Source organism: Limnohabitans sp. Hippo3 (genome assembly GCF_003063665.1).
In the GTDB taxonomy this organism is placed as follows: Bacteria; Pseudomonadota; Gammaproteobacteria; order Burkholderiales; family Burkholderiaceae_C; genus Limnohabitans_A.
Genome location: NZ_NESF01000008.1, coordinates 109209 through 122025 on the forward strand (window position 1 = coordinate 109209; position 12817 = coordinate 122025).

The window sequence follows — 12817 nt, forward strand, 5'->3', positions numbered from 1 at the left end:
TCAAGCCGCGTCCACCGCAATCGCACCACGCCGGATCTGATCACGCTCCAGTGACTCGAACAAAGCCTTGAAGTTGCCCTCGCCAAAGCCCTCGTCGGCCTTGCGCTGGATGAACTCGAAGAACACGGGGCCCAGCAGCGTCTGGCTGAAGATCTGCAACAGCAACCGCTTCTCGCCATTGGCGGTGGAGCCGTCCATCAAAATGCCGCGTGCCTGCAACTCGGGCACGGGTTCGCCGTGGCCCGGCAGGCGTTCTTGTAGCATCTCGTAATAGATGTCGTTGGGCGCGGTCATGAGTGGAATACCCGCCATCTGCAAGGCGTCCACGCTCTTCAAAATGTCGTCGGTCAGCAGCGCGATGTGCTGGATGCCTTCACCGTTGAACTGCATCAGGAACTCTTCGATCTGACCGCCCGTTTTGCCCGACTCTTCGTTGAGCGGGATGCGAATCATGCCATCGGGCGCGGTCATGGCGCGGCTGGTCAGGCCCGTGTATTCGCCTTTGATGTCGAAGTAACGGATCTCGCGGAAGTTGAAAATCTTTTCGTAGAAGTTGCCCCAAAAAGCCATGCGGCCCTTGTAGACGTTGTGCGTCAGGTGGTCGATGATTTTGAAGCCATGGCCGGGTGGGTGGCGGTCCACCCCCTCGATGAATTCAAAGTCGATGTCGTAGATGCTCTTGCCGTCTTCGAAGCGGTCGATCAAATACAAAGGCGCACCGCCAATGCCCTTGATGGCGGGCAGTCGCAGTTCCATCGGACCAGTGGGAATCTCGACCGGTTGCGCGCCCATCTCCAATGCACGCTCGTAGGCCTTGTGCGAATCCTTCACCCGAAAAGCCAGCGCACAGGCGCACGGGCCGTGCTCGGCGGCAAAGTAACCGGCCAGGCTTTTGGGTTCGCGGTTGACGATGAAATTGATGTCGCCCTGGCGGTAGAGCACCACGTCTTTGGAACGGTGCTTCGCCACCAACGTGAAGCCCATTTTTTCAAACAGGGGCTCCAGGGTGTTGGGCACAGGGGATGCGAACTCGACGAACTCAAAGCCACACAGGCCCATAGGGTTGTCAAACAAATCGGTCATGAAAATCTCCAGCAATGAACCGGGCCGCGCTGCTGAAAGAGCACGGCCCGAATTGAAATCGGTCAAACGAAAAAGGGGGTCTGTAGGTCGGACCTTCAGGTCCGACATGGCATGGGCATGCGCCAACATGTCGGGGCTGAAGCCGCCGCCCTACAAAGAACGTTCACAAATCCTGCGGCGGCGCGCAAGGCTTGCCCCGCGTGCTGCGCGCGAGGTGAATGCCGAAAATCAAAACCTGGATGGACATGAGGGTGATGGTCGTCGCCTGACCGTCAAATGTCAAGCGACGAACCCACCGGCCTTATTGCGGCTCGATGCCGACTTTCTTGACCAGCGCAGCAAAGCGCTCCATTTCACTGCGGAAGGCTTTTTGCGCTTGCTCCACAGAGCTGATCGCAATGGTGTTGCCCTGTTTGGTCATGGTGTCCTTCACGGCCGGGTCGTTGAAGGCCGCGACCAGTGCGTCATGGACTTTCTTGACGGCCGCAGCACTCATGCCCTTGGGTCCCAGAACACCAAACCATGCATCGATCACGTAACGTGGCAAACCTTGCTCCACGAAAGTCGGGATGTCGGGCGCTGCGGCATTGCGCTTTTCGCCGCACATGCCTACCGCCTTGAGTGCACCACTCTTGATGTGCTGCTGCACGCTGGGCAAGGCCACAACGGCAAAGTCAATCTGACCACCCAGCAAGTCGGTGACCATAGGGCCAACGCCTTTGTAAGGGATGTGACGCGCTTTGATGCCGGCCTCATCCACAAACATCTCTGCGGCCAAATGCAAGATCGTGCCCGTGCCGCCAGACCCGAAATTGAAACCATCAGGCTTGGCCTTCAGGGCGGCAATGAACTCACGCCCGTTGTTGGCAGGCACTCGCTGTGGGTTGGCCACCAACACCAACGGTGTGGCACCGACGACTGCAATCGGCGTGAAGTCACCGGGCATCTCAAAGGGCAGGTTCTTGATGACGCTGGGGAAGATCACCACGTTGTTGGACACCACCGACAAGGTGTAGCCGTCGGGCGGGTTCTTGGCCAGGGCCTGCAAACCGATCACGCCGCTGGCACCTGCCTGGTTTTCAACCACCACGTTGGTACCGAGTGCCTTGCCCAAGGCGGGTGCTGCGGCACGCGTGATCGCGTCCACGCCTGAGCCAGTGGCGTTGGGCAGGATGAACTTGACGGGACGGTCAGCTTGCGCCAAGGACAGGCCGGGCAAAGCCACGGCGGAAGCAGCCAATGCAGCCAAAGTGGTGCGGCGTGAGATGGTGTTTTTCATGGTTTGTCTCTCTCTGTGTTGTTGGATGGAAAGGAATTTACAGCATGTTCAAAAGTTGGACCCACACGCCCTCAGGCGACGGCCTTGAGTGCACGCAAACGCTCAATGTCTGAAGCGCCCAAGCCCAGGCCTTGCAACAGTTCATCGGTGTTTTCACCTTGTTGGGGTGGCTGACGCCGCACACCCAGGCGTTGCCCGTTCATGGTGAACGGGAACAGCGCGGCGCGGGCCGTCTGACCGGCCTTGGGGCCATCGGTCAGGCGCACATCGGCCAGGCCCCCGGTGGCATTCAGGTGCGGATCATCAAACAGCTCTTCGGGCTTGACGATGGGCGCAAAGGGCAAACCGGCTTTTTCAAAAATCACGGTCAACTCGGCGGCTGTGAAAGCCTCCAGACGGCGGCGCAGTTCGGGCAGCAACTTGGCGCGCAAGGACACGCGGGCGTTGTTGTCCACATAGCGCGGGTCGGCCTTCAAGTCGGCAAAACCGAGCACGTCGCAAAAGGTGGCCCATTGCGGATCGCTCACGGCGGCCAAAAAGATTTGTTCGCCGTTTTTCACGGTGAACACGTCGTACACCGCCCAGGCCGAAATGCGGTTGGGCATGGGCTCGGCCGCCTGGCCGGTGATGGCGTACTGCAGCATGTGCTGGCCCACCAGAAACACATTGTTTTCAAACAGAGCCGACTGGATCTCCTGCCCACGGCCGGTGATGCCGCGCTGAATGAGCGCGCCCAGAATACCGATGGCGCCAAACATGCCGCCCATGATGTCGTTCACGCTGGTGCCTGCGCGCAGCGGGTCACCCGGGCGGCCCGTCATGTAGGCCAGGCCACCCATCATCTGCACCACCTCGTCGAGCGCCGTGCGGTGGTCGTAGGGCCCGGGCAAAAAGCCCTTGAGGCTCGCGTAAATCAGCCTGGGGTTGCTGGCCGACAGGCTGGCGTAGTCCAGGCCGTACTTGGCCATGGAGCCGGGCTTGAAGTTCTCGGCCACCACATCGGCCGTGGCGCACAGGCGGCGCGCCATCTCGGCCCCTTCGGGGCTTTGCAGGTTGATCTGGATGCTCTTCTTGTTGCGGTTGAACATCGGGAAAAAGCCCGCGCCCGAGCCCAGCAAGTGCCGTGTGCGGTCGCCCTCGATGGGTTCGACCTTGATGACCTCGGCCCCCATGTCGGCCAGCACCATGCCGCAGGTCGGGCCCATGACCATGTGGGTGAACTCGACGACGCGCAGGCCTTCGAGCGGGAGTTTCTTGTCGGAATTGTTCATGCCATCACTTCTGGGGTGCGCAGGGTCTTGGGCAAACCCGCCTGCGCGATCGAACCGTGCAGACATTCGCCTGCGAGCCATTGCGCCACCTGGGCGCGCAAAGCCATGAGCTTACCGAAATCGATGCCGGTGTCGATGCCCATGCTGGCAAACAGATACGCCAGGTCTTCGGTGGCCACGTTGCCGCTGGCCCCCGGGGCATGCGGGCAGCCGCCGATGCCGGCCAGGCACGCGTCAAAACGGGTCTCGCCCGCTTGCAGCGCGGCCATCACATTGGCCATGCCCAGACCGCGTGTGTCGTGGAAATGCCCGCAAGCGAGTTTGTCACCCGCCACCTCGCGGGCCTTGGCAAACAACTCGCCCACCTGGCGCGGGTCGGCATAGCCCACGGTGTCGGCAATGCCCACGCGGTCCACGCCCAGCGCCACAACCGCTTGGAGCAGGCGCAGCACTTCATCGACCTCCACCCGGCCCTGGATCGTGCAGCCCAGCGCGGTGCTCATGCCCACTTCGATGCGGATGTTCGATCCGCGTGCGCGGCGCGCTTCGACCATCGCGACGATCTCGGCCAGCACCTCGTCGGGCGCCCGGCGCAAATTGGCCAGGCTGTGCGCATGGCTGGCCGACAGCGGCAGCAGCATCCAGTCGGCCCCGCTGTCCATGGCGCGCTCAGCGCCTTTCAGGTTGGGCACCAGCACCGACACCACCAGCCCGGGCAGGGTTTTGGCAAAGGCCACCAGCTCGGCCGTGTCGGCCAGCTGCGGCAGCAGTTTGGGTGGCACGAAAGAGCCGACCTCAATCTCGCGGATGCCCGCCTCGTAAGCGTCTTGAATCCATTGCAGTTTTTGCGCGGTGGGCAAGGTGCGGGCGATACTTTGCAAACCGTCGCGCAAACCGACTTCGCGGATCGTCACGCGCTCGGGCCATTGAAATGCGTTCATGCCGGGTGTCCTTGTCTTGTGAAGCTACGAGTTTAATGTTTCCAATCGATCATACAATTCAATTTTGGAAGCTTATTTGTTCCCATCTGGAATAACTTGATGCGTGACCTCGACTTGACCTCGCTGCGCCTGTTTGTGACCGTCTGCGACACGGGCAACATGAGCCGCGCCGCCGAAAAGGCCAACATGGTCGCCTCGGCCGTGAGCAAACGGCTGGCCCAGCTCGAAGCCACGGTGGGCGCGAGCCTGCTGATCCGGCGCAAGCACGGTGTGGTGCCCACCCCGGCGGGCGAGACCTTGCTGGAACATGCCCGCAGCATGCTGCTGAGCGCCAGCCGCATCGAGCGCGACATGGCCAGCCACGCAGCAGGCATCCAGGGCCGGGTGAACGTGCTGGCCACGGCCTCGGTCATGGCCGAGTCGCTGGCCGACGAGATCGCCGAGTTCCTGAAAAAACCCGAACACCAAAACATCCAGATTGACCTGGAAGAACGCATCAGCCCGGACGTGGTGCGCGGCATCCGCGAAGGTGTGGCGTCGATTGGCATTTGCTGGGACGCGGCCGAAACCGGCCTGCTGCACACCCGCACCTACCGGCACGACCACCTGAGCGTGGCCGTGCCCCGGGGCCACCCGCTATGCGCCCTGAAAACGGTGCGTTATGCCGACACGCTGCAGTTCGAGCACGTGATCATGCCGGTCAACTCGGCGGTCGAAGTGATGCTGCAACGCGAAGCCAGCTTGTTGGGCCAGCGGCTGCAGCACCGCGTGATCGTGACCAACTTCGAAGCCGCGCTGCGCGTGGTGCGGGCGGGCTTGGCGATTGCGCTGGTGCCCCGCGAGGTGACCACGCTGTATGCCGAGGCCTATGGGCTGGCCATTTTGCCGCTGCAGGAAAACTGGTCACGCAGGCGCTTCATTTTGTGCCACCGGGGCGAAGACCAACTGAGCCCGGCCGCGCAGCTGCTGCTGAACTATTTGTCATCCGAACATCCGGACGCTTGAGACATGACCATGAACAACTTTGCACTGAAGGCACCGCTGCGCGTGCTGTACCTGAGCCAGAGCCCGGCGCTGATCGGACGCCAGCTGGATGGCGAAGCGCTGAGCCGCGAGCAGGCTGGGGCCCTGCGCGACGATGTCTCGACCGACGAGATCACGCCCGTGCACATCCTGAGCCATTACGACGACACCTTGGGCGACTTTGCCCACACCGGGCTGCGCTGCGAAGGCGAAAACCCCATCGCGCGGCGGGCGCTGCGGCAAGCCGGGTTCCAGGTATTGGTAGCCGGGCGGCGCTACGGCAAGGGCTCCTCGCGCGAACACAGCCCCACCGCCGAAAAACTGGCGGGTGTGTGGCTGGTGATCGCCGAAAGTTTTGAGCGCATCTACCGCCAGAACGCCGACAACATCGGCCTGTTCACCTCAACCGACTTCGGTTTGCTGGACCGCATCGAACGTGGCGAAGCCATCACCCTGGCCGATCTGCTGCAAGGCCGCGAGCCGCTGGCGGCATCCATCTTGTCGGCCGGTGGTCTGCTGCTATGGGGGCAACGCTTTTTGAGTGGGAGCGAGCCTCTGCTCGCGAATGCCCGCCTGGGCCACAACACCCATTCGGCCGCAGAGGCGACCACCCACACAGAAACCGCCACACACACTGGGTATGCCGAAGACGCCGCTCTTTGTGGGAGCGAGCCCATACTCGCGAATGCGGCCCCTCAAACCCTGTTCGACAAAATTCTGAATCGCCACCGCCTGGCTGCGCCCCACACACCCGAGCAACCGCAAGCGGGTGACGGCCTGTTCGTGCAGGCCGACTGGCGCTTCATTCACGAGTACTACACCGGCATGGCCGACACCTTGCTGCGGGGCGCTTTGGGCGAAGATTTCACGCTGCAGCGCCCCGAGCAGATCGTGGTGTTTGAAGACCACACCTCGTATGTCGAAGAAAGCCCGGCGCATGTGCGCGGCGGCCTGATCGCCAACATGCACGCCATGAGCCAGGCGCAGCGCGACTTTGCGGCACGCCACGGTCTGCGCATGCACCGCACCCTGACCGATGCCGAGGTGCTGCAAGACGACGGCAGCAACGTGGCCGGCATCTCGCACGCCATGGTGGCCGAGCACTACGCCTTGCCCGGCCAGGTGGTGGTGGGCACCGATTCGCACACCCCGCACAGCGGCGCCCTGGGTTGTGTGGCCTTTGGCGTGGGCACCACCGACATGGCCAACGCCTTTGTCACCGGCGCGGTGCGTGTGCGCTGGCCCGAATGCGTGCGGGTCGAACTGCAAGGCCGCTTGCACGCGGGCGTGACCGCCAAAGACCTGATGCTGCACCTGCTGGCCACCCCCTGGATCCGCGAAGGGCACGGCGTGGGCAAGGTGTTTGAATTTGCAGGCGAGGGCATCGCCCAACTGAGCACCGACGAGCGCGCCACGCTCACCAACATGTGCGCCGAGCTGGGGGGCCTCACGGGCATCGTGGCACCGGACGCAGAGACCGTGCGCTTCTTGAAAGAACGCCGGGGCGTGGACTTCCTGATCGAGGACTGGATGCACAGCGACGCCAAGGCCCGCTATGCGCACCACATCGCGGTGGACCTGCCCAGTCTGCAGCCCATGGTGGCCCGCCCGGGCGATCCGGGCCTGGGCCTGGCGCTGTCGGCGCTGAAAGAGCGCATGAAAATCGACATCGCCTACGGCGGCTCGTGCACCGCAGGCAAACGCGAAGACTTCGACCACTACCACGCGGTGCTGGCCTGGGGCCTGAAGCAGGGCCTGAAAGTGCCCGAAGGCGTGCAGGTGTTCTTGCAGTATGGCACCACCGCCGTGCGCGATTACTGCAGGGCGCAGGGCTATGACCAAACGTTTGCGGCCATGGGCGTGCGGATCTTGCAGCCCTCGTGCGGGGCCTGCGCCAATTGCGGGCCGGGTTCATCGACCGACGCCGCGCAGGTGACAGTGAGCGCCATCAACCGCAATTTTCCGGGCCGCTCAGGCCCGGGCCAGGTCTGGCTGGCCAGCCCACCCACGGTGATGGCGAGTGCGCTAGCGGGGGAGTTGCTGTCGTTTGAGGATTTGCAGCGACGCACCCTGGCCGGTGAACACCGCTGACAGGCTCAGCGGTAAAACGCTTCCACTTTGCCTTTGAGCTTGATGAGCAGCGGCTGGCCTTTGCGGTCTAGCGTTTTGCCTGCAGGCACACGCACCCAGCCTTCGCTGATGCAGTATTCCTCGACGTCGTTGCGGTCCTTGCCATTGAAGCGGATGCCAATGTCGTGCTCGAACACGGCACGCACATGGTGTGGGCTGCGGGCGTCGATGGACAGACGGTCAGGCAATGGGGGGCGCTTTGTGGCAGACGTTTCGGGGATAGAGGATTCGGTCATGGGATGGCGAGTGCACAAAAAATAAGGAACAGCGGCGATTCTCCCTGATTTGCGGGGGCCGTCGGTGGCAGAATCCCGGGTCCTTCGACGGCCAGCGCTTTGGTCTGTCCCGTCCGCTTCAGCTTCCCCCCGTCCTCATGACATCTTCCCCCGTCGGCACGCTCGGCATCGATTTCGGCACCTCCAACTCGGCCATGGCCTGGCTCGGCCCAGAGGGCAGTGCCCGCCTGATTCCGCTGGAGGGCGAGGCGCTGGCCATGCCCACGGCCGTGTTCTACAACGCCGAAGACCACAGCACGCACTTCAGGCGCGATGCCATCAAACATTACCTGGAAGGCACCGAAGGCCGCTTGATACGTTCGCTCAAAAGTCTGCTGGGCAGCCCGCTTTTGCTGGAGACCACACAGATTGGCCATCAGCAGATCAGCTTTCAGGACATCATCGCCACCTTTTTGGCCACCCTGCGCGAACGCGCCACGCAAAGCTTGGGCAGTGCCCCACGCCGCGTGGTGATGGGCCGCCCGGTGCACTTTGTCGACGATGACCCCGAGCGCGATGCGCAGGCCGAAGCCTCGCTGCGCCAGGCGGTGTTGTCAGTGGGCTTTGAAGAGGTGTCGTTTCAACTCGAACCCATTGCCGCCGCGCTGGACTACGAACGGCGCCTGACGAAAGAAAGCACTGTGCTGGTGGTCGACCTGGGCGGCGGCACCTCGGACTTCACCGTGGTGCGGCTGGGGCCTGGGCGCATTCAGAGCCTCGACCGCAACGCGGATATTTTCGCCACCACCGGCGTGCACATCGGCGGCACCGACTACGACCGGCAATTGAATCTGGCACAGGTCATGCCGTTGCTGGGTTACAAACACCTCGGCCCTGAACAGCGCGAGGTGCCCAGCCGCGTGTTTTTTGACCTCGCCACTTGGCACCTGATTCACTGGCAATACCAGCCCAAGGCCATCGCACATGCCCAAACCCTGCGCAGCAACTACAGCGATGCCCGCCTGCACGAGCGCCTGATGCAGGTGCTGACCGAGCGCCACGGCCACCACATCGCACACGAGGTGGAGCAGGCCAAGATCCGCTGCTCAATGAGCCGCGCCAACACGGCCATTGACCTGTCGGTCATCGCGCGCGACTTGCAAGCCCATCTGGGCGTGGCCGACATGCAGGCGCATTTGCACGACTTGCTGGCGCGCACCCTGGCCTGCGCCCGCGAATGTGTACAAAGCGCAGGGCTGAGTCACGCTTCGCTCAATGCGATTTACCTCACCGGCGGTTCATCGGCCTTGAGCAGTTTCCAACAAGCCTTGCCGGCCGAATTCGCGGGCGTACCGCTCCTCGAAGGGGATTTGTTTGGTGGTGTGGCGCTCGGTTTGGCCTACAGCCGCTGAGCCGAAAAAAAGCCACTCAGGCATGACCTGAGTGGCTTGGATGCGAAAGGAGCCGATCAGCTCTTCACGGCAGCCAGAGCGGCATTGAACGTGGCACTGGGGCGCATGATGGCGGCCAGCTTGGCTTGGTCAGGCATGTAGTAGCCGCCAATGTCCACGGGCTTGCCCTGCACGGCATTGAGCTCTTCCACGATCTTCTTTTCGCTGTCGGTCAAGACTTTGGCCAAAGGTGCGAACTGGGCAGCCAGCTCGGCGTCTTCGGTTTGCGCTGCCAGCTCCTGCGCCCAGTACATGGCCAGATAGAACTGGCTGCCACGGTTGTCCAGCTGACCCGTTTTGGGCGAAGGGTTCTTGTTGTTGTCGAGCAGCTTGCCGGTTGCGGCATCCAGCATTTTGGACAACACGACGGCCTTTTTGTTGCCCGTCTTCAAGCCCAGATCTTCCAACGACACGGCGAGCGCAAGGAATTCACCCAAGGAGTCCCAGCGCAGGTGGTTTTCTTCCACCAGCTGCTGCACGTGCTTGGGGGCCGAGCCGCCCGCACCGGTTTCGTACATGCCGCCACCGGCCATCAAAGGCACGATGGACAGCATCTTGGCCGAGGTGCCCAGCTCCATGATGGGGAACAGGTCGGTCAGGTAGTCGCGCAGGATGTTGCCGGTGGCGCTGATGGTGTCCAGACCACGGATCACGCGCTCCAGGGTGTAACGCATGGCACGCACCTGGCTCATGATCTGGATGTCCAGACCGGCCGTGTTGTGCTCGTGCAGGTACATCTTGACCTTGGTGATGAGCTGGGCTTCGTGGGGGCGGTACTGGTCGAGCCAGAACACCACGGGCATGCCGGAGTTGCGGGCACGGGTCACGGCCAGCTTGACCCAGTCGCGGATCGCCGCGTCCTTGACCTGGCACATGCGCCAGATGTCGCCCTCTTCCACGTTTTGGCTCAGCAGCACTTCGCCGGTGTTGAGGTCGGTGATGTTGGCCACGCCGTCTTCAGGAATCTCGAACGTCTTGTCGTGTGAGCCATATTCTTCGGCTTGCTGGGCCATCAGGCCCACGTTGGGCACCGTGCCCATGGTCTTGGGATCGAACGCGCCGTGCCATTTGCAGAAGTTGATCATCTCCTGGTAGATGCGGGCAAAGGTCGACTCGGGCATGACGGCCTTGACGTCTTTCAAGCGGCCGTTGGCGTCCCACATCTTGCCGCCGTTGCGGATCATGGCGGGCATGGAGGCGTCCACGATCACGTCGTTGGGCGAATGGAAGTTGGTGATGCCCTTGGCCGAGTCCACCATGGCCAGCTCGGGACGACCTTCGTGGCAAGCGTGCAGGTCACGCTTGATCTCGTCTTGCTTGGACTGGGGCAAGCTGGTGATCTTGTTGTACAGATCGGCCATGCCGTTGTTGACGTTCACACCCAGCTCTTTGAACAGGGCACCGTGCTTGGCAAACGCGTCCTTGTAGAAAATCTTGACGCAATGACCGAACACGATGGGGTGGGACACCTTCATCATGGTGGCCTTGACGTGCAAGGAGAACATCACACCGGTTTTGTGCGCGTCTTCGATTTCTTTTTCATAGAACTCGAGCAAGGCTTTCTTGCTCATGAACATGCTGTCGATGACTTCGCGGTCAAGCAAGGAAACTTTGGGTTTGAGGATGATGGTCTTGCCGCTCTTGGTGATCAGCTCCATCTTCACGTCACGTGCGCGGTCCAGCGTCATGGACTTTTCGCCATGGTAGAAGTCGCCCGCGTGCATGTGCGAGACGTGCGAGCGCGAAGCCTGGCTCCACTCGGCCATGCTGTGAGGGTTCTTGCGGGCGAATTCCTTGACCGCACGAGGAGCGCGGCGGTCCGAGTTGCCTTCACGCAGCACCGGGTTCACGGCAGAGCCTGTGCACTTGGCATAGCGGGCCTTGATGGCTTTTTCTTCGTCGTTTTTGGGGTTCTCGGGGTAGTCGGGCAGGGCGTAGCCTTTGGCCTGCAGCTCCTTGATGGCAGCCGTCAGCTGACCGACAGAAGCGCTGATGTTGGGCAGCTTGATGATGTTGGCTTCGGGCTTGAGGGTCAACTTGCCCAACTCGGCCAGGTTGTTGGTGACGCGCTGCTCAGGAGGCAGCAGATCCGAAAATTCACCCAGAATGCGGGCGGCCACCGAAATGTCGCTTTCGGCCACGTCGATGCCGGCAGGCGCTGCAAAAGTGCGGATGATGGGCAGGAACGATGCCGTGGCCAACAAAGGCGCTTCGTCTGTCAGGGTGTAAATGATCCGGGATTTGTCTGCAGCCATGGGTACTCTCGTTGTCAGGGATATGAAAAAAGAATCCGGCGCTCGGCGGTATGTCGAGCCGATTCAAAAATCGCCCTTTTAAGGCGGTTTAGCCCGTGACTTTATCTCAAATACCCCCCCGTTTTGCTTACTGGGGACCCGCCGCCGTCTCCTGGTGGGGGCCCTCCGACTGGCCGGGCGATTAAACTGACACCCCTTCAAACATGCGTCAGCCCCACGGGTGGGCGCTTTTTTCACAGCATCTGCGCCTTTGGGGGCAGACCACCACCAAGGAAAACCGCCATGGGCGCGCAATGGAAAGCAAAAGGCAAGGCACAGGCAGCAGACGCCCGGGGCAAACTGTTTGGCCGCCTGGCCAAGGACATCATGATCGCCGCCCGCAACGGCGCGGACCCCGCTGCCAATGCCCGTTTGCGCCTGGTGGTCGAACAAGCCCGCAAGGTGTCCATGCCCAAAGACACCCTGGAGCGCGCCATCAAAAAAGGCGCGGGCCTCTTGGGCGATGCCGTCAGCTTTGACCGCGTCATTTATGAAGGTTTCGCGCCCCACCAGGTGCCGGTGATGATCGAAGTGCTGACCGACAACGTGAACCGCACCGCGTCAGAAATGCGCGTGTTGTTCCGCAAGGGCCAGCAGGGCACGTCGGGTTCGGTGTCCTGGGATTTTGACCATGTGGGCTTCATCGAGGCCGAGCCTGCCCAGCCCGGGGCCGACGCCGAGCTGGCCGCCATCGAAGCCGGTGCGCAGGATTTTGAACCCGCCGACGAAGACGGCGTGACGGTGTTCATCACCGAAGCGACCGACCTGGATCTGGTCAGCCGCGCCCTGCCCAATTTCGGCTTCACCGTGGTGTCGGCCAAACTGGGCTACAAACCCAAAAACCCGGTCGACCCGGCCAACTTGAGCGCAGAGCAACTCGAAGAAGTTGAAACCTTCCTGGGCGCGATCGACAACAACGACGACGTTCAAAACGTGTTTGTGGGCTTAGCAGGCTAAGCCCCGCCTATTCCGGCCATGGGCCTGACGGGAAATTTCCGTCAGGCCCTTTTGCTTGGGGACTGAGACACAACACAACGCAAATTGGTGCACAACCGCGCACCAGACAAGGGAAATCCATGAGTCACAAGTGATTTGCGCACACCTATGATGCACAAATCTTGCATACAAGA

At 62.0% G+C, this 12817-nt stretch carries 10 protein-coding genes; 4 read left to right on the forward strand and 6 right to left on the reverse strand.

Translation table 11 applies throughout. The features are described from left to right. The 4 genes from hppD to B9Z34_RS10205 all read right to left on the reverse strand — a co-directional run bounded on the left by hppD (window position 1) and on the right by B9Z34_RS10205 (window position 4574). Window positions 1–1083, reverse strand: a complete 1083-nt coding sequence (gene hppD / locus B9Z34_RS10190; RefSeq protein ID WP_108428038.1) for a 4-hydroxyphenylpyruvate dioxygenase — start codon at window positions 1081–1083, stop codon at window positions 1–3. A gap of 301 nt (window positions 1084–1384) precedes the next feature. Next, window positions 1385–2362, reverse strand: coding sequence for a tripartite tricarboxylate transporter substrate binding protein (locus B9Z34_RS10195; RefSeq protein ID WP_108428005.1), 978 nt, complete (start codon window positions 2360–2362; stop codon window positions 1385–1387). Between the two features lie 71 nt (window positions 2363–2433). Next, the gene (locus B9Z34_RS10200; protein WP_108428006.1) at window positions 2434–3633 is read right to left on the reverse strand and encodes a CaiB/BaiF CoA-transferase family protein; all 1200 of its coding nucleotides are present in this window, start codon (window positions 3631–3633) and stop codon (window positions 2434–2436) included. After that, window positions 3630–4574, reverse strand: a complete 945-nt coding sequence (locus tag B9Z34_RS10205; RefSeq protein ID WP_108428007.1) for a hydroxymethylglutaryl-CoA lyase — start codon at window positions 4572–4574, stop codon at window positions 3630–3632. Before B9Z34_RS10205 ends, B9Z34_RS10200 begins: the two co-directional genes overlap by 4 nt. 99 nt (window positions 4575–4673) lie before the next feature. Here B9Z34_RS10205 and B9Z34_RS10210 point away from each other — a divergent pair, with 99 nt between their 5' ends. Together B9Z34_RS10210 and B9Z34_RS10215 are read left to right on the forward strand one after the other, a co-directional pair. Then, complete coding sequence (locus B9Z34_RS10210; RefSeq protein WP_108428008.1) at window positions 4674–5579, forward strand: LysR family transcriptional regulator; 906 nt, start codon at window positions 4674–4676, stop codon at window positions 5577–5579. Window positions 5580–5588: 9 nt separating this feature from the next. Beyond that, the gene (locus B9Z34_RS10215; protein WP_108428039.1) at window positions 5589–7688 is read left to right on the forward strand and encodes an aconitase family protein; all 2100 of its coding nucleotides are present in this window, start codon (window positions 5589–5591) and stop codon (window positions 7686–7688) included. 5 nt (window positions 7689–7693) lie between these two features. Here B9Z34_RS10215 and B9Z34_RS10220 read toward each other — a convergent pair whose 3' ends face one another. After that, window positions 7694–7963, reverse strand: coding sequence for a DUF3297 family protein (locus B9Z34_RS10220; RefSeq protein ID WP_108428009.1), 270 nt, complete (start codon window positions 7961–7963; stop codon window positions 7694–7696). Window positions 7964–8100: 137 nt separating this feature from the next. On the opposite strand from B9Z34_RS10220, the gene B9Z34_RS10225 reads away from it, so the two are divergent. Next, window positions 8101–9354 carry an Hsp70 family protein gene (locus B9Z34_RS10225; RefSeq protein WP_108428010.1) on the forward strand — a complete coding sequence of 418 codons (1254 nt, stop codon included), beginning with the start codon at window positions 8101–8103 and terminating at the stop codon, window positions 9352–9354. A gap of 56 nt (window positions 9355–9410) precedes the next feature. On the opposite strand, the gene B9Z34_RS10230 is transcribed toward B9Z34_RS10225, so the two are convergent. Continuing rightward, window positions 9411–11648: an NADP-dependent isocitrate dehydrogenase gene (locus tag B9Z34_RS10230; RefSeq protein WP_108428011.1), complete on the reverse strand. Its 2238-nt coding sequence runs from the start codon at window positions 11646–11648 to the stop codon at window positions 9411–9413. A 282-nt stretch (window positions 11649–11930) separates the two neighbouring features. Between B9Z34_RS10230 and B9Z34_RS10235 the strand changes: the two genes are divergently transcribed. Then, window positions 11931–12644, forward strand: a complete 714-nt coding sequence (locus B9Z34_RS10235) for a YebC/PmpR family DNA-binding transcriptional regulator (protein ID WP_108428012.1) — start codon at window positions 11931–11933, stop codon at window positions 12642–12644. Window positions 12645–12817 lie beyond the last annotated feature (173 nt).